This is a genomic window from Comamonas sp. B-9 (genome assembly GCF_000410635.1).
GTDB lineage: Bacteria > Pseudomonadota > Gammaproteobacteria > Burkholderiales > Burkholderiaceae_C > Comamonas.
In genome coordinates this window covers 1-22024 of sequence record NZ_APCR01000130.1, presented here as the reverse complement: position 1 = coordinate 22024, position 22024 = coordinate 1, and the positions used below count along the sequence as shown (strand labels likewise).

General features: G+C 64.9%; 15 protein-coding genes. 13 read left to right on the top strand and 2 right to left on the bottom strand.

Going from position 1 to position 22024, the window contains the following annotated elements:
• Positions 1-80: 80 nt before the first annotated feature.
• Positions 81-1124 carry an AraC family transcriptional regulator gene (locus H928_RS0100955; protein ID WP_021024802.1) on the bottom strand — a complete coding sequence of 348 codons (1044 nt, stop codon included), beginning with the start codon at positions 1122-1124 and terminating at the stop codon, positions 81-83.
• A gap of 152 nt (positions 1125-1276) precedes the next feature.
• Here H928_RS0100955 and H928_RS0100950 point away from each other — a divergent pair, with 152 nt between their 5' ends.
• Positions 1277-2989 carry an AMP-binding protein gene (locus H928_RS0100950; RefSeq protein WP_021024801.1) on the top strand — a complete coding sequence of 571 codons (1713 nt, stop codon included), beginning with the start codon at positions 1277-1279 and terminating at the stop codon, positions 2987-2989.
• A 39-nt stretch (positions 2990-3028) separates the two neighbouring features.
• Here H928_RS0100950 and H928_RS0100945 read toward each other — a convergent pair whose 3' ends face one another.
• The gene (locus H928_RS0100945; protein WP_021024800.1) at positions 3029-4756 is read right to left on the bottom strand and encodes a Na+/H+ antiporter; all 1728 of its coding nucleotides are present in this window, start codon (positions 4754-4756) and stop codon (positions 3029-3031) included.
• An 82-nt stretch (positions 4757-4838) separates the two neighbouring features.
• Between H928_RS0100945 and H928_RS0100940 the strand changes: the two genes are divergently transcribed.
• From H928_RS0100940 to uvrA, 12 genes are all read left to right on the top strand, one after another.
• Positions 4839-6446, top strand: coding sequence for a carboxyl transferase domain-containing protein (locus tag H928_RS0100940; protein WP_021024799.1), 1608 nt, complete (start codon positions 4839-4841; stop codon positions 6444-6446).
• A gap of 16 nt (positions 6447-6462) precedes the next feature.
• Complete coding sequence (locus H928_RS0100935) at positions 6463-7251, top strand: enoyl-CoA hydratase/isomerase family protein (protein WP_021024798.1); 789 nt, start codon at positions 6463-6465, stop codon at positions 7249-7251.
• 92 nt (positions 7252-7343) lie between these two features.
• Positions 7344-8123: a DUF4126 domain-containing protein gene (locus tag H928_RS25620; RefSeq protein WP_021024797.1), complete on the top strand. Its 780-nt coding sequence runs from the start codon at positions 7344-7346 to the stop codon at positions 8121-8123.
• Between the two features lie 56 nt (positions 8124-8179).
• Positions 8180-10189 carry an acetyl/propionyl/methylcrotonyl-CoA carboxylase subunit alpha gene (locus H928_RS0100925; RefSeq protein ID WP_021024796.1) on the top strand — a complete coding sequence of 670 codons (2010 nt, stop codon included), beginning with the start codon at positions 8180-8182 and terminating at the stop codon, positions 10187-10189.
• A 59-nt stretch (positions 10190-10248) separates the two neighbouring features.
• Complete coding sequence (locus H928_RS0100920) at positions 10249-11172, top strand: glyoxylate/hydroxypyruvate reductase A (protein WP_027010386.1); 924 nt, start codon at positions 10249-10251, stop codon at positions 11170-11172.
• A 40-nt stretch (positions 11173-11212) separates the two neighbouring features.
• Positions 11213-12124, top strand: a complete 912-nt coding sequence (locus tag H928_RS0100915; protein WP_021024794.1) for a hydroxymethylglutaryl-CoA lyase — start codon at positions 11213-11215, stop codon at positions 12122-12124.
• An 86-nt stretch (positions 12125-12210) separates the two neighbouring features.
• Positions 12211-12711 (top strand): YbaK/EbsC family protein, encoded by a 501-nt coding sequence (locus H928_RS0100910; protein WP_021024793.1) that lies wholly within the window; start codon positions 12211-12213, stop codon positions 12709-12711.
• The gene (locus H928_RS0100905; protein WP_239644864.1) at positions 12708-13016 is read left to right on the top strand and encodes a DUF1289 domain-containing protein; all 309 of its coding nucleotides are present in this window, start codon (positions 12708-12710) and stop codon (positions 13014-13016) included. The genes H928_RS0100910 and H928_RS0100905 overlap by 4 nt, the downstream gene beginning before the upstream one ends.
• Positions 13017-13028: 12 nt before the next feature.
• Positions 13029-13676 (top strand): DsbA family protein, encoded by a 648-nt coding sequence (locus H928_RS0100900; protein ID WP_021024791.1) that lies wholly within the window; start codon positions 13029-13031, stop codon positions 13674-13676.
• 256 nt (positions 13677-13932) lie between these two features.
• Positions 13933-15591 carry an MFS transporter gene (locus H928_RS0100895; protein WP_027010384.1) on the top strand — a complete coding sequence of 553 codons (1659 nt, stop codon included), beginning with the start codon at positions 13933-13935 and terminating at the stop codon, positions 15589-15591.
• 302 nt (positions 15592-15893) lie between these two features.
• Positions 15894-16871 carry a porin gene (locus tag H928_RS0100890; RefSeq protein WP_027010383.1) on the top strand — a complete coding sequence of 326 codons (978 nt, stop codon included), beginning with the start codon at positions 15894-15896 and terminating at the stop codon, positions 16869-16871.
• 318 nt (positions 16872-17189) lie between these two features.
• On the top strand, positions 17190-22024 hold a 4835-nt coding region (gene uvrA, locus H928_RS0100885), incomplete at its 3' end, for an excinuclease ABC subunit UvrA (protein WP_021024788.1).

The following is a 22024-nucleotide window of genomic DNA, read 5'->3' as shown; positions in this document are numbered from 1 at the left end:
GAATGGACGCCAGCGGCTGCCCTGCAGGTGTCAGCCAGGTTGCAAATCGGGCCGGTGTTCAGGCCAACATCCGCTGCGCCTCAGGCCGGCGGGCGGGTGCTCTTGCGGTATTCGGCCGGGGACATGCCCATCCAGGTGCGAAAGGCGCGGATAAAGCTCTTGTCGTTGCTGAAGCCCGCCAACTGCGCGATCTGCTTGATGGGGCGGTTGCTGCGGTGCAGCAGGGTCAGCGAGCGTTCGCGCCGCACCTCGTCCTTCAAGGCCTGCAGCGATGCACCCTCGTCCTTCAGCTGGCGGTGCAGGGTGCGCAGCGACAGGTGCAGCTTGGCCGAGAGGCTGTCGGCGCTGTGCATCGCCGAGGGGTCGGCGGCTAGCAGCTGGCGCACACGCTGCACCATCAGCCGGTCGCGCCGGTAGGGGCGCACGGTCAGCGGCAGCGCGCGCTGCAGCATGCGCTGCAAGGCGGCCTCATCGCGGGCAATTGGCAAGGCGAGATAACGCGCATCAAACTGCATGCGGGTGACTGGCGCGCCAAACTGCACATCGCCGGGAAAGAGCAGCGCATACACATCGGCATGGGCCGGTGCCTCGAACGGAAAACTCACCTTGAACAGCGGCAGCGACGAATCGACAAACCAGCTCGACAGCCCATGCATATTGCGCAGCATGGACACCAGGCAGAACTCGCGCAGCTCGCCCAGGCCCGTGTGCTCAATGATCTCGACCGTGGCCGTCTCGCCCTGCACCTGCAGGCTGAGCGCCAGGTCATCGGTGAGCAGGCCGTGGTGGCGGCACCAGCGTTTGAGCGCCACCCCCAGGTTGGGGCTGGTGAGCGAGGCGCGCGCCAGCATGCCATAGCTGCCCCAGGGCAGGCGCCGGCTGAACCAGCCCAGTGCCTCGTCGTCCAGGTCCTGCATGGCGGCATCGGAGAGGGTCTCGAACTGCAGGGCGGTGATGCCGGGGCCATCTTTTTCGACCGCCAAGGGATCGATTTGCGCCAATTGCAGTGCGCGGTCCGCACTCAGTCCCCGGTGCTGGTAGGCCCGCGCGATGGCCCGGACAAAGGCCATGGGCGTAACGGCGGGGTGGTGCACGACGGCAGAGGAGGGCAGCGGTTTGGGCATGGAGGGTGGGGTTTAAAAAGCGCCAAGCAGGGCCATTGTACTGGCGACATTTGCAACCATCCTGCCATCATTTGCGCGGCACGCTCGCGTATCCTGAAAGACAAGGAACAGGGCCGCCGACCCGGCTGGTTGGGCGGCGGACAGGAGACACCATGAGCGAGACCAGATTGACCAGCAGCTATGCACGGGGCGCCAGCGAGCCGCGCCTGCTGAACAAGACCATCGGCCAGCAGCTGAGCGAGACGGCAGCGCGCTTTGGCGCGCGCGATGCGCTCATCAGCCGCCACCAGGGCCTGCGCCTTACTTACCAGCAGCTGCTGGAGCACTCGCAGCAACTGGCCAGCGCCTTGCTGCGCGCTGGCATCGCCAAGGGCGACCGGGTGGGGATCTGGTCGCACAACAATGTGGAATGGGTGCTGCTGCAGCTGGCCACCGCCCATGTGGGCATCATCCTCGTCAACATCAACCCGGCCTACCGCACCTCGGAGTTGGCCTATGCGCTCAACAAGGTGCAGTGCAAGGCGCTGTTTGTGATGGAGCGCTTCAAGACCAGCGACTACCTGGGCATGGTGCGCGCACTGGCGCCTGAGCTGGAAACCCAGGCCAGCGCTGCGCTGCAGATTGAGGCCTTGCCCGATCTGCGCCTGGTGGTCTGGATCGATGTCGCAGGCCAGGGCCAGGAGCAGGCAGGCATGCAGCGCTTTTCGCGCTTTATCGCCAGCGGTGATGCGGCCGACCCGCAGGTCGCGCAGATCGGCGCCACTTTGACGCCCTACGACCCGATCAATATCCAGTTCACCAGTGGCACCACGGGCTTCCCCAAGGGCGCCACCCTGACCCACCGCAATATCGTCAACAATGGCTATTTCATTGGCGAGGCGATGAAGCTCTCGGAAGAAGACCGGCTCTGCATCCCCGTGCCGCTCTACCACTGCTTTGGCATGGTGCTGGGCAATATGGCCTGCATGACGCATGGCGCGGCCATGGTCTACCCCAATGACGGCTTTGATGCGCTGACGGTGCTGGAGACGGTGCAGGCCGAGCGCTGCACCGGCCTGCATGGCGTGCCCACGATGTTCATCGCCGAGCTGGACCACCCCCGTTTTGCCGAGTTTGACCTGTCGAGCCTGCGCACCGGCATCATGGCCGGCTCGCCCTGCCCGATCGAGGTGATGAAGCGCGTGGTCAGCCAGATGCATCTGTCCGAGATCACCATCGCCTACGGCATGACCGAGACCAGCCCGGTCAGCTGCCAAAGCTCGACCGACACGCCGCTGGACAGGCGCGTGTCCACCGTCGGCAAGGTGCATCCGCACCTGGAGGTCAAGATCGTCAGCCCCGAGACCGGCGAGACCGTGGCCCCGGGCCAATCCGGTGAGCTCTGCACGCGCGGCTACTCCGTCATGCATGGCTACTGGGGTGATGAGGCCAAGACGCGCGAGGCCATCGATGGCGATGGCTGGATGCACACCGGCGACCTGGCCACGATGGATGCCGACGGCTATGTGAACATCGTCGGCCGCATCAAGGACATGGTGATCCGGGGTGGTGAGAACATCTACCCGCGCGAGATCGAGGAGTTCCTCTACACCCACCCGCAGGTGCAGGATGTGCAGGTGGTGGGCGTGCCCGACAGCCGCTTTGGCGAGGAGCTCTGCGCCTGGGTCATCGTCAAGGCCGGCCAAAGCCTGGATGCCGAGGCGCTGCGCAGCTACTGCAAGGGCCGGGTGGCCCATTACAAGGTGCCGCGCTACATCGAGTTTGTCGAGGCCTTCCCGATGACGGTGACCGGCAAGATCCAGAAGTTCAAGATCCGCGAGGCGATGATCGAATCGCTGAAGCTGGATGTGAGCAAGACGGCCTGAACCGCGCAGAGCGCCGCCATGCAGCACCCGCCTGAACGATCAATGCCCTTCCAGCTTGGCAGCTTGCTTGGCGGCGGCGCGGCGGGCCACTTCCAGGCGCTTGCGCAAGGTGATCTCGCTCAGGTCCAGCTCCTGGACCAGGCTGCGCAGCGATTCGTCGTTGATGCGGTTGTTGTGCCGCTCGGCGTAGATGGTGTGGCGCTCGACCTTGATGCAGTTGAGCCGCATCTCCAGCTCAGCCACATAGCGCAGGCGGCGCTCCTGCACCGCGTCGGGCGTGGCCAGGTCTTGCACCTCGGCGGTTTCGGGCGTGCGCTCTTCATCCAGCAGGTCGATACGGTTGCGGTACTCGCGCGCAATGCGGCCTTCGATTTCGTGCTGCTGGGCCTGCCATTCGGTGGGCTGCTGGGCGGCATCGTCGTCGCTCATCGCCAGGCTGTTGATCGCAGCGCGGCAGGCTGCAATGCGCGCCTGGCGCTCTTCGCGCACCGATTCGGGCTCGCTCACCGCCTGCACGCGGCGCAGCACCAGTGGCAGGCCGATGCTGCCGATCACCAGGGTGAACAAGATGGTGCCGGTGGCCAGAAAGATCAGCATGTCACGTGCCGGAAACGGCTGGCCGTTGTTCAAGAGCAGCGGCACCGACAGCGCACCGGCCAAGGTGACCGCACCACGGATGCCCGCCAGGGTCGTGGCCAGGTTCAGCCACAGGTCGGGTTTTTTGACCAGCTTGCCGGCCTGGTGGGCCTTGTGCAGGCTGCGGCTGACGCCCAGCATCAACCAGATCCAGCGCAGCGCCAAAAGCGCGATCGAGATGATGGCGACATAGCCCACCAGAATCCACCAGTCATGGCCGGCATCGCGCAAGGTCACGCCGATGATCGACGGCAGCTGCAGGCCCAGCAGCAGGAAGATCGCGCCGTTGAAGGCCGATTCCACCATCGCCCAGGTACCGGCGGTCTGCATGCGCTCGGAGATGTAGTCGGCCCGGTTCAGGTCGCCAAAATTGGTGGCCACGCCCGCAGCTACGGCCGCCAGAATGCCGGAGACGCCAATTTTTTCGCCCAGCAGGTAGGCCGCAAAGGGCAGCAGCACCAAGAGCAGCACCATCTGCGTGGCGGCCACATCGCCCAGGCGGCGGGTGACGGTATCGCGCAGGTAGCTGAAACCCCAGCCCACCGCAGCGCCCACGCCCAGGCCGCCCAGTGCGATCCACAAAAACTCCTGCGTGACCTGGGTCCAGGAGAACAGGCCGGTCAAGGTAGCGGCGATGGCAAATTTCAGCGCCACCAGGCCCGAGGCATCATTGAGCAGCGATTCGCCTTCGAGCACATGCATGGTGTGGGCCGGCATGCCCAGGTTGCGCGTGATGGCCGAGACGGCCACCGCATCGGTGGGCGATATCACGGCGGCCAGTGCAAAGGCCACGGTCAGCGGGATCTCTGGAATCATCCAGTGGATCAGGTAGCCCAGGCCAATCACGGTAAACAGCACCAGGCCGAAGGCCAGCCGCAGAATAGGGCGGTACAGCGCAAAGAACTCGCGCTTGGGAATGCGCCAACCGTCGGCAAACAGCAGCGGCGGAATGAACAGCAGCATGAACAGGCCGGGGTCGAAATCGATATGCAGGCCTTTTTGTGGCCAGGACAGCGCCGCGCCCAGCATGATCTGGATCAGCGGCAGCGGAATGGCCCGGATGTAGCGCGCAATGATGCCGGTGACGGCACCGATCATCAGGACGAGCAGGACGGTTTCGACGGTGTGCATGGTGCGGATTCGTTTGGCAGCAGACTATTTTTAAAGAAAACGCGTTTCTGAACGGAACGCTAGAACATTGAAGAGGACAAGCATGAGCAAACTCGCAACCCAGCTGAATGCCCGGTCGGCAGATTTTCAGACCAATGCGCAAGCCATGCGCAGCATTGTGGAGGACCTGCGGGCCCAGTCCGCCAAGGTGGCGCAAGGCGGTGGCGAAGCCGCCCGTGCCAAGCACCTGGGCCGGGGCAAGCTGCTGCCGCGTGACCGCGTGCAGATGCTGCTGGACCCCGGCACGCCCTTCTTGGAGCTGGCGCCGCTGGCTGCGCTGAACATGTACAACAACGATGCACCCGGTGCGGGCCTGATCGCCGGCGTGGGCCGCGTCAGTGGGGTGGACTGCATGATCGTGTGCAATGATGCCACGGTCAAAGGCGGTACCTACTACCCGATGACGGTAAAAAAACATTTGCGCGCCCAGGAAGTGGCGGCGCAAAACCGCCTGCCCTGCATTTACCTGGTCGATTCGGGCGGCGCCAACCTGCCCAACCAGGACGAGGTCTTCCCTGACCGTGAGCACTTTGGCCGCATCTTCTACAACCAGGCCAATATGTCGGCCCAGGGCATTGCGCAGATCGCCGTGGTCATGGGGTCTTGCACCGCTGGCGGCGCCTATGTGCCGGCGATGAGCGATGAGTCCATCATTGTGAAGAACCAGGGGACGATCTTTTTGGGTGGCCCGCCGCTGGTGAAGGCTGCGACCGGCGAGGTGGTGAGCGCCGAAGACCTGGGCGGTGGCGATGTGCACACGCGCCTCTCGGGCGTGGCCGACCACCTGGCTGACAACGACACCCATGCGCTGGCGCTGGCCCGCAAGGCCGTGAGCCACCTGAACAAGGCCAAGCAGCCCCATGCCGCCGACAAGGCGCCACAGGCACCGGCCTACCCGGCCGATGAGCTGTATGGCGTGATCCCGGTCGATACGCGCAAGCCCTTTGATGTGCGCGAAATCATCGCCCGCATCGTCGATGGCAGCGATTTCGACGAGTTCAAGGCCCGTTTTGGCGCGACGCTGGTCTGCGGCTTTGCCCGCGTAGAGGGCATGGAAGTGGGCATCATCGCCAACAACGGCATTCTGTTCAGCGAGTCGGCCGTCAAGGGCGCGCACTTCATCGAGCTGTGCTGCCAGCGCAAGATTCCGCTCGTGTTCCTGCAGAACATCACCGGCTTCATGGTCGGCCGCAAGTACGAGAACGAGGGCATTGCCCGCCACGGCGCCAAGCTGGTGACGGCGGTGGCCACGGCCAGCGTGCCCAAGTTCACCATCATCATCGGCGGCAGCTTTGGTGCCGGCAACTACGGCATGTGTGGCCGGGCCTACAGCCCGCGCTTCTTGTGGATGTGGCCGAACGCGCGCATCAGCGTGATGGGCGGCGAGCAGGCGGCCAGCGTGCTGGCCACGGTCAAGCGCGATGGCATCGAAGGCCGGGGCGGCGCCTGGACGGCAGAAGAGGAAGAGGCCTTCAAGGCGCCCATCCGCCAGCAGTACGAGGACCAGGGCCACCCTTACTACGCCTCGGCACGCCTGTGGGACGATGGCGTCATCGACCCGGCCGATACCCGCCGCGTGCTGGCGCTGGGCCTGGCGGCCACGCGCAATGCACCGATCGAGGACACCCGATTCGGCATCTTCCGCATGTAAGGACAGAGAGGACACCATGAAAAGTACATTTCTGACCGTCGAAGCCGCTGGACCGGTGGCCACCATCACGCTGACCCAGCCCGATGTGCGCAATGCCTTCAGCGATGAGGTGATTGCCGACATCACCCGCGCCTTCAGCTGGGTGGGTGCGCAGGCCCAGGTCCGCGCCGTGGTGCTGGCCGCCGAAGGCCCGGCCTTCTGCGCTGGCGCCAACCTGAACTGGATGCGCGCCATGGCCGACTACACCCGCGAGGAGAACCTGGTCGATGCCGGCAAGCTCGCCGAGATGCTGCGCGTGATCTACACCTGCCCCAAGCCGACGATTGCGCGGGTGCAGGGCGATGTCTACGCCGGCGGCATGGGCCTGGTGGCCTGCTGCGACATGGCGGTGGCGGCCAGCCATGCCGGTTTTTGCCTCAGCGAGGTAAAGATCGGCCTGATCCCGGCCACGATCAGCCCGTATGTGATCCGCGCGATGGGCCCGCGTGCGGCGCACCGCTACTTTCTGACCGGCGAGCGCTTTGACGCTGCCGAAGCGCTGCGCAGCGGCTTTGTGCACCAGGTGGTGGAGGCCGAGGCGCTGGACAGCGCCGTCGACGGCCTGCTCAAGCACCTGCTGAGCGCCAGCCCGGCGGCAGTGCAGGCCTGCAAAAAGCTGGTGCTCGATGTGGCCGGCCGCGAGGTGGACGAGGCGCTGATCGCCGAGACCGTGGCCGGCATTGCCGACATCCGCGCCAGCGCCGAAGGCAAGGAAGGCGTGCAGGCCTTCTTGAACAAACGCAAACCCAGCTGGCTGGGAGGCTGATGCAGCCCTAACGCGGCCTTGGATGGCAGACAGCAAGCGGGCATTGGCGCTATAAACAGCGCGTTTGCTGACTGGCACTGAGGAGCACCACCATGGATATTTTGAACACCATCGTCAACTGGCTGCACGGCATCGGCCTGCATCTGGACAAGGACACCGCCCACACGGTGGGGCAGGCGGCCGACCAGGTCGGCCAGGTGGCCGGCCAGATGGGCCAGGCCATGGCGCAGTGGGACTGGGGCCAGCTGATGGCGTTGGCGGCTGCGCTCGGTTGGGCCAGTGGCTTTCGGCTCTACGCGGTGGTGTTTGTGACGGGCATGCTGGGCGCCACCGGCGTGCTGCAACTGCCCGGTGGGCTGACGGTGCTGCAGCAGCCGGTGATCCTGTTCATCAGCGGCGCGCTGCTGTTTGTCGAGTTCTTTGCCGACAAGATCCCCGGCGTGGACTCGGTCTGGGATGTGGTGCAAAGCGTGGTGCGGGTGCCAGCGGGTGCGGCCTTGGCGGCCAGCGTGTTTGGCACCGACAACGCGACGATGGCGACAGCGGCAGCCCTGATGGGCGGCACCTTGGCGCTGAGCAGCCAGGTGGCCAAGACCACGACGCGCGCGGCGATCAACACCAGCCCGGAGCCTTTCTCCAACTGGGGCGCGAGCCTGGTCGAAGACGGGGTCTCGATCGGCGCGGTGTGGCTGGCCATCCACCACCCGCTGGTGTTTGCGCTGGCGCTGGCCGTGGTGCTGGTGCTGATGTGGGTGATGACCTGGGTGTTGTGGAAGTTTTTGCGGGCCGTGGTGCGCCGGATTCGCCGGTGGCTGGGCCATGAAGAGCCGGTGGCCTTGGCCGCCACGGGCGCGGATCACCAACGATATTGACCGGGGGCTTGCAAAGGCGGGCCGGGGTCAGGGAAGAAGACTGAGGAGATTGTTCTATGTTCTCGAAAATTTTGATCGCCAACCGTGGTGAGATTGCCTGCCGCGTCGCCGCTACCGCCCGCCGCATGGGCGTCAAGACCGTGGCCGTCTATTCCGATGCCGACGCCCATGCCAAGCATGTGGCCGCCTGCGACGAATCGGTGCACATCGGCGGCAGCGCCCCCAAGGACAGCTACCTGCGCTGGGAACGCATCATCGAAGCCGCCAAGGCCACCGGCGCCCAGGCCATCCACCCCGGCTACGGCTTTTTGAGCGAGAACGAAGACTTTGCCGTGGCCTGCGCCGCTGCGGGCCTGGTGTTCATCGGCCCGCCGGCCAATGCCATCCGTGCGATGGGCCTGAAGGCCGAATCCAAGCAGCTGATGGAAAAGGCCGGCGTGCCGCTGGTGCCCGGCTACCACGGTGCCGGCCAGGACCCGGCCATGCTGCACGCGGAGGCCGACCGCATCGGTTACCCGGTGCTGATCAAGGCCAGCGCCGGCGGCGGAGGCAAGGGCATGCGCCTGGTGGAAAAGAGCGAGGACTTTGCTGCCGCGCTGGAATCCTGCAAGCGCGAGGCCATCAACAGCTTCAGCAATGATGCGGTGCTGATCGAGAAATACGTGCTGCGCCCCCGCCATATCGAGATCCAGGTGTTTGGCGACAGCCAGGGCAACTGCGTCTACCTGTTCGAGCGCGACTGCTCGGTGCAGCGCCGCCACCAGAAGGTGCTGGAAGAGGCGCCGGCACCGGGCATGACCGCCGCACTGCGCCAGCAGATGGGCGAGGCCGCGGTGGCAGCGGCCAAGGCCGTGGGCTATGTGGGTGCGGGCACGGTGGAATTCATCGTCGAGCAGCCCGGCGGCTACGACCAGCCCGAGGCGATGAAGTTCTACTTCATGGAAATGAACACGCGCCTGCAGGTCGAGCATCCAGTGACCGAGGCCATCACTGGCGAAGACCTGGTGCAGTGGCAGCTGCTGGTGGCCAATGGCCAGCCGCTGCCCAAGCAGCAAGCCGAGCTGAAGATCAGCGGCCATGCGATCGAAGCGCGTATCTGCGCCGAGAACCCGGACAACAACTTCCTGCCCGCCACCGGCACCCTGCATGTCTACCGCAAGCCCGACTGCAGCAGCTTTGCGATCAGCGATGTGCGCATTGACGATGGCGTGCGCGAAGGCGATGCCATCAGCCCCTTCTACGACAGCATGATCGCCAAGCTCATCGTCCACGGCGCAGACCGCGCCCAGGCGCTGGCGCGGCTGGATGCGGCGCTGGCTGCGGTGCGCATTGTCGGCCTGCAGACCAATGTGCAGTTCCTGCGCCATATCCTGGCCACGCCATCGTTTGGCCAGGCCAAGCTCGATACGGCGCTGATCCAGCGCGAAGAGGCACGGCTCTTCAAGCAGCGCGGCCTGGGCCTGGACACCGCTGCGGCCGCTGCCGTGGTGGCCGAGCTGCTGCAGGAGCGCGCTACCGAGAGCCACGACCCCTTCAGCCGCCGCGATGGCTGGCAATCGCATGGCGTGACCGAGCGCCGCTTTGACTTCGAGTTTGGCGGCGACAAGCTGCAGGCGGCGCTGCGCTACGAGGCCGCTGGCCTGGTGCTGACGGTGGGCGATGCCACCGGCCCGCTGCAGTTCAGCCCCAACGGGGAGTTGGTGGAGCTGCAGTTCAACGGCCAGCGTGACCAGGTGCAGACCTGGCAGCAGGGCGAGGTGGTGCATGTGTTCGCCCCGCGCGGCGCGGCCGAGATCACCGCCATCGATGCGCTGGCCCATGCCGGTGAGGCCGGCAGCGAAGGCGGGCGCCTGACGGCCCCGATGCCGGGCAAGGTGGTGTCGTTTGCGGTCAAGGCCGGTGACAAGGTCAGCAAGGGCCAGCCGCTGGCGGTGATGGAGGCGATGAAGATGGAGCACACGATTGCCGCCCCGGCCGATGGCGAGGTGCTGGAGCTGCTGTTTGCGCCCGGTGACCAGGTGACTGAGGGCGCCGAACTGCTCAAGCTGCAGGTCGGCGCCGCCTGACAGGGCCGCTGCGCTGTCTGTGACGGCGCAGCACCCTTTTCTGTGCTGAAATGCCGGCCATGAAAATTCTCGTCTACACCGACAGCGATGAACTCCAGCCCTGGCTGGATGCGATTCGCCTGCACCTTCCCCAGGCCCAAGCCTGCGGCTGGACACCCGGCATGGCGCAGGCCGATTACGCGCTGGTCTGGAAGCCGCCGCAGCAGCTGTTCGACGAGCAAGGCGCCGGCCTCAAGGCGATCTTCAACATGGGGGCTGGCGTGGATGCGCTGTTTGCCCGCCAGCTGCCGCCCGGCGTGCCGGTGCTGCGGCTGGAAGACGCCGGCATGGCCGTGCAGATGGCCGAGTATGTCTGCCATGCGGTCATCGACCATTTCCGCGATCTGGCGCCGTACCGGGCCCAGCAAAGCGCTGGCGTCTGGGCGCAGCAGCCCTTGCGCTCGCGCAGCGACTTTCCCGTCGGCGTGATGGGCCTGGGTGTGCTGGGCGAGCGCGTGGCCCAGGCGGTGGCGCAGTTTGCTTTTCCGGTGCGCGGCTGGAGCCGCTCGCCCAAGCAGATCGCCGGTGTGCAGTGTTTTGCTGGCAGCGCGCAGCTGCCGGACTTTCTGCGTGCTACGCGTATCCTCGTCAACCTGCTGCCGCTGACCGCGCAGACCGAGAACATCATCGATGCCGGCCTGCTGGCACAGCTGCAGCCGGGCGCCTATGTGATCAATGTGGCGCGCGGCGCGCACCTGGTCGACGCCGACCTGCTGGCCGCGCTGGACAGCGGCCAGGTGGCTGGTGCCACCTTGGATGTGTTCCGCACCGAGCCCTTACCGGCCGAGCACCCGTTCTGGCAGCAGCCGCAGATCCGCATCACGCCGCACAGCTCCGCCCGCACCTTGCCCGAGGAGACCTTGCAGCAGATCCTGCACAAGCTCCAGGCCTTTGCCGCCGGAGAGAAGCCTGGCGGCATGGTCTATGCCGATCGCGGATACTGATTCCGCCCCCGTTTTTAAGAAATACCCCAGGAGACGCCCCATGGCCCGCTACCCCCAACGAGTCCAATTGATTGATGTCGGCCCGCGCGATGGCCTGCAGAACGAGAAATCGCCGGTGCCGGCGGCCGTCAAGATCGAGCTGACCCAGCGCCTGCAGGATGCGGGCCTGACCGAGATCGAGGTGACCAGCTTTGTCAGCCCCAAGTGGGTCCCCCAGATGGGCGACAACGCCGAGGTGATGGCGGGGCTGGCGCGCAAGGCCGGTGTGCGCTATTCGGTGCTGACCCCGAACATGAAGGGCTATGAAGCGGCCGTGGCCTCCAAGCCCGATGAGATCGTGGTGTTTGGCGCGGCCAGCGAGGCCTTCAGCCAGCGCAATATCAACTGCTCGATTGCCGAGAGCATCGAGCGCTTTGCGCCGGTGGTGGAAGCGGCCAAGGCCGCCGGCATTGCGGTGCGCGGCGCGATGAGCTGCACCGTGGGCTGCCCGTATGAGGGCGAGATTGCGCCTTCGCGCGTGGCCTACCTGGCCGAGCTGATGAAGGGCATTGGCGTCGAGCGCGTCGATGTGGCCGACACCATCGGCGTGGGCACACCGATCAAGGTGCAAAAGGCGCTGGAAGCGACCTTGCAGTATTTCAATCTGGACCAAGTGAGCGGGCATTTCCACGACACCTATGGCCAGGCGCTGCCCAACACCTTGGCGTCGCTGGAGCTGGGTATCTGGAACTTCCAGTCGTCCATCGCCGGCCTGGGCGGATGCCCCTATGCCAAGGGCGCGACCGGCAATGTCGCCACCGAAGACCTGGTCTACATGCTGCATGGCATGGGCATCGAGACCGGCATTGACCTGGACAAGCTCGTCGATGCGGGCATCTACATCAGCGACTTTTTGCAGCGCAAGCCCAACTCGCGCGTGGCCGTGGCGCTGATGAACAAGCGCGCGGGTTGATCGCCCAGCGCGGGCTCGCGAATGCCCGCTGCGCTGCAGCGGAGCCTGCTAAACGGCACAATCGTCGCTTAACAAGGAGTTGAACCATGTGTGGAGCGGAGTTGCTGAGCCTGCCCGAAGGGGTGCAGCGGGTAGCCAGGGTGCTGCAGGACAAGGGCCATCCGCATGGGCCGCAGATGCTGGAGGTGGCAGCGCGCACGGCCCAGGAAGCGGCCGATGCGCTGGGCATTGCGCTGGGCCAGATTGCCAAGAGCATTATTTTCCGCCGCAAGAGCGATGACGCCTGCGTGCTGGTCATCACCTCGGGCGACTGCCGCGTGGACGAGGCCAAGGTCGCCGGACTGGTCGGCCCGGTGGGCCGCGCGGATGCGGAGTTTGTGAAAGGCCGTACCGGCTTTGCGATTGGCGGTGTCTCGCCCGTCGGCCATGTGAGCCAGCCCGTTACCCTGATTGACCGGGAGCTGTTCCGTTTTGAACAGATTTGGGCTGCCGCAGGCCACCCGAACGGCGTGTTTGCGCTGGCGCCGGCCGATCTGGAAGCGCTGACCGGCGCGCCGGTGGCCGATGTGGTCAAGGAGGCGGCATGACGGAACAAATGGACAAACCGGTGGAGCTGCCTGTGGCTTCGCCCGCGCCGCTGGCAGCCCGCACCAAGCAGGTGCGGGTGACTGGCGCCTTTGGCGCCGATTACAGCGATGTCGTGCCATCGCCCTGCGTGTCGCTGTGCAAGATGAATGCGGACCGCAGCCACTGCATCGGCTGCTACCGCTCGATCGATGAGATCCGTGCCTGGTCCAAGGCCGACACCGCAGAGCGCCAGCAGATCTGGCTGCAGGCGCTGGGCCGTGCGGGCTTGGGCAGCAATGGCCGGCCGCTGGTGCCGGCGGCCTGACAGGAGCCGGGTATGAAAAGCATCGATTTCTACCTGGACTTTGTCTCCCCCTACGCCTGGCTGGCTTTCCATGCGCTGCCGCAGGCGCTGCAAGGCCATAGCGTGCATGTGCGCTACCGGCCCGTCTTGCTGGGTGCCTTGCTGCAGCAGCATGCCAACCCCGGCCCGGCCGGCATTGCCGGCAAGCGCGAATGGACCTACCGCCATGCCAGCTGGCTGGGCCACAGCCTGGGCTGCGGTCTGCAAATGCCCGCCCAGCACCCCTTCAACCCCTTGCCCTTGCTGCGCCTGGCCTTGCGCACGGGCCAAGGCGGCTGCATCAACCGCTTCACCGCCGATGCGATCTTTCGCCATGTCTGGCTGGGTGGCGCCGATGCGCTGGATGCGCAGCGCCTGCAGGCCTTGGAGCAAACGCTTGCCGAGCAGCTGCGCCATGGCGATGCGGCCGAGCAGGAGGCCAAGCAGGCCTTGCGCAGCAATACCGATGCCGCTGCTGCCGCCGGCGTGTTTGGCGTGCCCAGCATGGTGCTGGACGGCAAGCTGTTCTGGGGCCTGGACGGCCTGCCGATGCTGAGCGCCTACCTGAACGGCGACGCCTGGTTTGCCGATGGCCAATGGGATTCGGCAGCAGACCGCCCCTCCGGTTTGCCCAAGCGCTGATTTCCAGCTTCTGCGCCGCTGAAAACGCCTTTTCCAGCGGTTTTTCCCGCACTGGGACTTTCCCTTGGTTGCTGCTGCAGTGCAGCGATATTCCGCATCGCAAAACGCTTTGTGCGGGTTGCGCTGGATTTTGTCAGCGAATTGTCAGCAGATTGCAAGCTTGTGTTGGAAAACCGTCAGACTTGGGTCAGCGCTTGCTTGAAGAATGCAGTGTCCGCCAAACAAAAGAGCGGCAACACTACAAGGAGACAACAGCATGGCAACCAGTGCAGCAGCACGGCCGATGACCAAGGAGGAGCGCAAGGTCATCTTCGCCTCGTCACTCGGCACCGTTTTTGAGTGGTACGACTTCTATCTCTACGGCTCGCTGGCGGCCATCATCGCCAAACAGTTCTTCTCCGGACTGGACCCAACTTCCGCCTTCATCTTTGCGTTGCTGGCCTTTGCGGCCGGCTTTATCGTGCGCCCCTTTGGCGCGCTGGTGTTCGGCCGCCTGGGCGACATGATCGGGCGCAAGTACACGTTCCTGGTCACCATCTTGCTGATGGGCGCATCGACCTTCATCGTCGGTATCTTGCCCAACTACGCCAGCATCGGCGTGGCAGCGCCCATCATCTTGATCGTGCTGCGCATGCTGCAAGGTCTGGCCTTGGGTGGTGAATACGGTGGTGCGGCAACGTACGTTGCCGAGCATGCGCCGCACGGCAAGCGTGGTGCCTACACCTCCTGGATCCAGACCACGGCGACCCTGGGCTTGTTCCTGTCCCTGCTGGTGATTCTGGGCACGCGTACCGTGATGGGCGAGCCCGCCTTCAATGACTGGGGCTGGCGCATTCCGTTCCTAGTGTCGATTCTGCTGCTGGGTGTGTCGGTGTGGATCCGTATGACCTTGTCCGAATCGCCTGCGTTCCAGCGCATGAAGGCCGAAGGCAAGACCTCCAAGGCCCCGCTGCGCGAGTCGTTTGGCCAGTGGAAGAACCTGAAGATCGTGATTCTGGCACTGATCGGCCTGACCGCCGGCCAGGCCGTGGTCTGGTACACCGGCCAGTTCTATGCGCTGTTCTTCCTGACCCAACAGCTCAAGGTCGATGCTGTCAGTGCCAATCTGATGATCGCCGTGGCCCTGCTGATCGCAACGCCGTTCTTCGTGATCTTTGGTGCGCTGTCCGACAAGATCGGCCGCAAGCCCATCATCATGGCGGGCTGCCTGCTGGCCGTGCTGACCTACTTCCCTGTGTTCAAGATGCTGACCGAAGCGGCCAACCCCGATCTGGCAGCGGCGCAAGCCAAGAACAAGGTGGTGGTCGTGGCCAACCCGGCCGAGTGCTCCTTCCAGTTCAACCCGACGGGTACCTCCAAGTTCACCAGCTCCTGCGATGTGGCCAAGCAACTGCTGGCCGCCAACTCAGTGAGCTATGAAACCGAGGCCGCCCCTGCGGGCACGACGGCGGTCATCAAGATCGGCAACGACACCATCCCCAGCTACTCGGCTGCGGGCCTGAGTGGCGACGATCTGAAGGCCAAGGACGGTGCGTTCAAGAAGGCTGTGGCGGAAACCCTGGCCAAGGACGGCTACCCTGCCAAGGCCGACCCCGCCAAGACGAACAAGGTCTTGACCGTGGTACTGCTGACCTACCTGGTGCTGCTGGTGACCATGGTCTACGGGCCGATTGCCGCGATGCTGGTGGAAATGTTCCCGACCCGCATCCGCTACACCTCCATGTCGCGGCCCTACCACATCGGCAATGGCTGGTTCGGTGGTCTGCTGCCGACGACGGCCTTCGCGATCGTCGCCCAGACCGGCAATATGTACAACGGCCTCTGGTACCCGATCATCATCGCCGGCATCACCTTCGTGATCGGAACCTTGTTTGTGCGTGAAACCAAGGATGTGGATATCTACGCGAACGACTGAACCTCAGCACTGCGAGCTGGCCGCGGGTATGCGGATGACCTGATACCCGTGGCCTTCACCTCCCAACAGCACCTTCGGGTGCTGTTTTTTTCTGCGCGGTTTGGTATCTCATGGTTAATACCAGGGTGTGTCACATAAGTGTGGTAGCGATGCGTCACTCTCGCAAAAACTGCAAGATATTCAGCGCGTTTTTCGGGGACTGCCGCCTAGAATTAACATTATGTGACGGGCTGAAACCTGCCCTGTGCGGACCCCAACAGCACCGTCCAACCATTTTTAATGACTACATCCCCGAGGACACTATGCGTTCACTGAATCGTTTGATGATTGCCACCTTGGCCATTGCTGGCTCTACCGCTGCACTGGCTCAAAGCAGCGTGCAGGTTTATGGCCGTGTGAACACCTCGGTGGAACGCCAAAAGGTGGGCGATGTGTCCACCACCGGCCTGTTCAACAACGCATCGCGTATCGGTTTCCGTGGCACGGAAGACCTCGGTGGCGGCCTGAAGGCTGGCTTCGTGCTGGAATCGGGTTTCAACTCGGATGACGGCTCGGGCACCGGTTCCGCTGGTGGTCTGACCTTCCGCCGCCAAAGCGAAGTGAACCTGGCTGGCAACTTCGGTATGCTGCGTCTGGGTACCTTCACCGCTGAGTCCTACTACGCAGTGGCTGACTACGGCGTGCTGGACCAGCCTAACCACGACACCGGTTCGCTGTCGGATGCGCTGTACAGCTACGTGATGCGCGACTCCAACAAGATCGCCTACCGCACCCCCGTGTTCCTGGGCGGCCTGACCATTGAAGGCGCTGCTTCGTTCCACGAAAAGGCTGCTGGCACCAACGACAAGAACGGCTACGACCTGGCTGCCAACTGGGAAAGCGGTCCTCTGGCACTGGGTGCAGGCTTCACCAAGGTCGGTGGCGACAAGCAACTGGGCCTGCGCGCGCACTACACCATCAACGCCTTCCAACTGGGCGCTTACTACCAACGCTCTGACGAGGAGCTGCGCGGCAAGCGCAACGCTGCCCGCGTGACCGGTATGTACACCATGGGCGCTTCCGAGTTTGTCGCTGGCTTCGGCTGGGCTGGCAAGTGGGACGACGTCAGCAACAGCGGCGCACGCCAGCTGATCCTGGGCTACAACTACAACCTGAGCAAGCGCTCCAAGCTGTACGCTGGCTACACCAAGGTCGACAACAAGGCCAACGCCAGCTACGCCACCGGTATCTCCGGCGCCGACTTCAGCACCTTCGCTGCTGGTATCCGCCACAACTTCTAAGCAAGCCTTGGGCGCCCAGCGCGCCTTCCGCTTCACAACCCGCATTCGAGAGGATGCGGGTTTTTTTATGCCGAAAAGTGTGTGGCCAGGATACATCGCCGATTTGCTAATATCTGTAAATATGTACAGTGTTTTGCAGGGCTTTGCCGCAAGCTGATTCAGTCGATGAATGAACTCCCTAGAATGGTTGTTCACGATCATTTTGCCCCCACGCAGTCGTGTCGGCCTTCCGAGTTTGGGCATCCCTGGCACCGCGCCTGGGGGCTTGCTTATCCGGTTGCTGGACTGCGCCAACGAATTACTGGATAGCTCATCGGTATGTCTCAGGAAAACATTCGCATCCGTGGTGCGCGTCAGCACAACCTCAAGAATCTGGATCTGGATATCCGCACGGGGGAGTTGACGGTGGTGACCGGGCCCAGCGGCTCGGGCAAGTCCAGCCTGGTGTTCGACACCCTGTATGCCGAAGGGCAGCGCCGCTATGTCGAGACCTTCAGCGCCTATGCGCGCCAGTTCCTCGACCGCATGGACAAGCCCGCGGTCGACAAGGTCGAGGGCGTGCCGCCGGCGATTGCGATTGACCAGACCAACCCGGTGCGCAGCTCGCGCTCCACCGTGGGCACGATGACCGAGCTGAACGACCACCTGAAGCTGCTGGTGGCGCGCGCTGGCCATCTGTTTGACCAGCAGACCGCCTTGCCGGTGCAGCATGACACGCCCGAGAGCATTTACGAGCAGCTGCTGCAGCGCACCCAGGCGGATGACCCGCGCATCGTGGTCACCTTCCCGGTCGAGCTGCCGGCCAACACCAGCGCCGAACAGGTCGAGCAGTGGCTGTCGGCCAGCGGCTTTACCAAGGTGCAGGCCGAGCGCGAGGTGGATGTGGTGCGCCATGCCGCTGCCGTGGACAGCAGCAAGAAAAAGCCCAAGGCCGGCAAGCAGGCTGCGGCAGAGGCGCCCCAGCGGGTCAAGCTGCTCGATGTGGTAGCGGATCGCTTTCGCCTCAGCAAGGCCGAGAAGGCGCGCGTGATCGAGGCCATCGAGGTGGCCCTGAAGCGCGGCAGCGGCCAGATGACGGTGTATGCCATCGCGGAGGCCGATGCGGACGGCAACGCCGCCGAGCCCGCGTTGTGGAAGTTCTCTGCCGGTCTGCACTGCCCGGAAAGCGGCCTGCGCTACCGCGAGCCGACGCCGTCGATGTTCTCGTTCAACTCGGCCGTGGGCGCCTGCGATGCCTGCCGGGGCTTTGGCCGGGTCATTGGCGTGGACTGGGGCCTGGTGATTCCCAACGACAAGCTGACCTTGCGCACCGGCGTGATCAAGCCGATCCAGACGCCGGCCTGGAAAGAGATCCAGGACGATCTGATGCGCCATGCCGAGGCGCAGGGCATTCCCCGCGATACCGCCTGGGCCAAGCTGACCGAGGCGCAGAAGGACTGGGTCATCCATGGCGAAGAGGGCTACAAGGACGGCAACTGGAGCCGCCAGTGGTATGGCATCCGCCGCTATTTCGAGTACCTGGAAACCAAGTCCTACAAGATGCATATCCGCGTCTTGCTGTCCAAGTACCGCAGCTACACGCCTTGTCCGGTCTGTGGCGGTGCACGCCTCAAGACCGAGAGCCTGCTGTGGCGCGTGGGATCGAAGGCCGACGCCGATGCGGCCCTGCCGCCGGCCCAGCGCTTCATGCCGCGCGGTGTGGCCTGGAGCCGCGAGCAGCTCGAAGCCTTGCCAGGCCTGAGCCTGCACGACCTGATGCTGCTGCCGATTGTGCGGCTGTGCCAGTTCTTTGCCAGCATGGATATCCGCCGCAGCAACGATGGCGACGCGCAGGCGCTGCGCCTGCTGCATGAAGAAATCAGCAACCGCCTGCTCTACCTCTGCGATGTCGGCATTGGTTACCTGACGCTGGACCGCCAGAGCCGCACCTTGAGTGGTGGCGAGGTGCAGCGCATCAACCTGACCACGGCGCTGGGCACTTCGCTGGTCAACACCTTGTTCGTGCTCGACGAGCCCTCGATCGGCCTCCACCCGCGTGATATGGAACGGATCATCGTGGCGATGAAGCGCTTGCGCGATGCGGGCAATACCCTGGTGGTGGTGGAGCACGACCCGGCGGTGATGTTTGCCGCCGACCGCATGATCGACATGGGCCCGGGCCCGGGCGAGAAGGGGGGGCAGATTGTGTTTGATGGCAGCCCTCTTGAACTGCGCCATGCCGATACCTTGACTGGCGCCTATCTGGGCGGCCGCAAGCAGGTGGGCATGGGTGCCAAGCGCATGGTGACCGAGAGCACGCCACGCCTGATTCTGGAAGGCGCGACCGAGCACAACCTGCAAAACGTGTCGGTGGATTTTCCGCTCCAGCGCATGGTGGTGGTCACCGGCGTGTCGGGCTCGGGCAAGTCCACCTTGATCCAGGATGTGCTGGCCCCCGCCTTGATGCGCCATTTTGGCAAGCCCACCGAGCTGGCCGGCGCGCACCAGCGCCTGCTGGGGGCGGACCATCTGTCCGACATCGTCTTTGTCGACCAGTCACCGATTGGCAAGACGGCGCGCTCCAACCCGGTCAGCTATGTGGGCGCCTGGGATGCGGTGCGCGAGCTGTTTGCGACCGCGCCGCTGTCGCTGCAGCGCGGCTATACCGCCGGCAAGTTCAGCTTCAACAGCGGCGATGGCCGCTGCCCGACCTGCGGCGGCTCGGGCTTTGAGCATGTGGAGATGCAGTTCCTCTCCGACGTCTACTTGCGCTGCCCCGATTGCGACGGCAAGCGCTACCGCGCCGAGATTCTGGAAGTGCGCATCGAGCGCGATGGCCGCTTGATGAACGTGGCCGATGTGCTGGAGCTGACCGTCAGCGAGGCGGCTGCGCTGTTCGCCAAGGACCGCGAGGTGATCCGTGCGCTGCAGCCCATCGTCGATGTGGGGCTGGAATATGTGAAGCTCGGCCAGCCGGTGCCGACCTTGTCGGGTGGCGAGGCCCAGCGCCTCAAGCTCGCCGGCTTTCTGGCCGAGGCCGCCAAGAGCGCCTCCAAATCCAAGCAAACGCTGGCGCGCAAGGGCACCCTGTTCCTGTTTGACGAGCCCACCACCGGCCTGCATTTTGAAGACATTGCCAAGCTGATGCGCGCACTGCGCAAGCTGCTCGAAGCCGGCCATTCGCTGATCGTCATCGAGCACAACTTGGATGTGATCCGTGCCAGCGACTGGCTGATCGACCTGGGCCCCGATGCTGGCGAAGACGGCGGCAAGGTGGTGGAAGAGGGCACGCCCGAGGAGGTGCGCAAGTCCGGCCGCTCCTACACCGCGCAGGCACTGCGCGACTACGAGCTGGCCATGCTGGGTGAGCGCGGCGACGGCCAACCCCACGAGGTGCGCGAGCAGCGGCCGGCCTATGCGCTGGCGCCTGCAGCGCAAGCCGCTGCACTGCCCGGGCCGGGCAACAGCATCCAGATCATCAATGCCAAGGAGCACAACCTGAAGAACCTGAGCGTGGACATTCCGCGTGGCAAGTTCAACGTCGTCACCGGCGTGTCGGGCTCGGGCAAATCGACCTTGGCGTTTGACATCCTGTTCAACGAAGGCCAGCGCCGCTACCTCGAGTCGCTCAACGCCTATGCGCGCTCCATCGTGCAACCGGCGGGCCGCCCCGAGGTGGATGCGGTCTACGGCATCCCGCCAACGGTGGCGATCGAGCAGCGCCTCTCGCGCGGCGGGCGCAAATCCACGGTGGGCACCACGACCGAGGTCTGGCATTTTCTGCGCCTGCTCTACGTGAAGCTGGGCGTGCAGCACTGCACCAAGGACGGTGCAGCGGTGCAGCCGCAAACCCCCGAGAGCATTGCCGCGCAGCTGATGACGCAGTACCGGGGCCAGCTCATTGGCCTGATGGCCCCGCTGGTGGTCGCCCGCAAGGGCGTGTACACCGAATTGGCGGACTGGGCGCGGCCGCGTGGCTACACCCATCTGCGCGTCGATGGCCAGTTCCTGCCGACCACCGGCTTTCCGCGCCTGGACCGCTTCAAGGAGCACACGGTCGAGCTGCCAGTGGCCAGCATCGAGATCCGGCCCGAGAACGAGGCCCTGCTGCGCGACAAGCTGGCCACGGCGCTGGAGCTGGGCAAGGGCGTGCTGCATGTGCTCTCGGCCATCGGCACCCTGGAAGCGGCGATGCAGGCGGGCAGCGACACGGCGGCCATTGGCCAGCTGCAGGTGTTCTCCACCAAGCGCGCCTGCCCGGTTTGCGCCACCAGCTATGCCGAGCTGGACCCGCGTTTGTTCTCCTACAACAGCAAGCATGGCTGGTGCCCCGACTGCGTGGGCACCGGCGTCAAGCTGACCAAGGACCAGCGCAAGGTCTATGACGACTCGGTGATGGGCCAGGACAACCGGGGCCGCGAGCAAAGCTTTGAAGAGCCCGAGGCCGAGGACGTGGGTGAAACCACCTGCCCGACCTGCCAGGGCACGCGCCTCAATGCCACCGCCCGCGCGGTGCTGTTCCACGGCCAGTCGATCTCGTCGATCGCCCGCCTGTCGGTCACCGATGTGCGGCTCTGGATCGAGGGCCTGGTGCTGTCGGGCCGCGAAAGCGATATCGCCCGCGACCTGGTGCCGGAGATCCACAGCCGCCTGGCCTTTCTGGAAGAGGTCGGCCTGGGCTATCTGACCCTGGACCGGGGCGCGCCCACCTTGTCGGGCGGCGAGGCGCAGCGCATTCGCCTGGCCGCGCAGCTGGGCAGCAATCTGCAAGGCGTGTGCTATGTGCTCGACGAGCCCACGATTGGCCTGCATGCGCGCGACAACCATATCCTGCTCAATGCGCTGCACAAGCTGGGCGCCAAGGGCAATACGCTGGTGGTGGTGGAGCATGACGAGGACACGATCCGCCGCGCCGACCATGTGATCGATATCGGCCCCAGCGCCGGCAAGCGCGGCGGCCGCCTGGTGGCCCAGGGCACGACGCAGGATGTGATGGATGCGGCCGATTCGCAGACCGGCCGCTACCTGCTGCATGCGATGCGCCACCCCTTCCAGCCGCGCCGCCTGGTGCATGGCGTGGCCGATGCGGTGGCCGCGCCGGTCGAAGACGCCAAGCCCGTCGCCAAAAAGCGCACCAAGAAGCAGATCGCCGCCGACGCCGCTGCCGCGCTGGC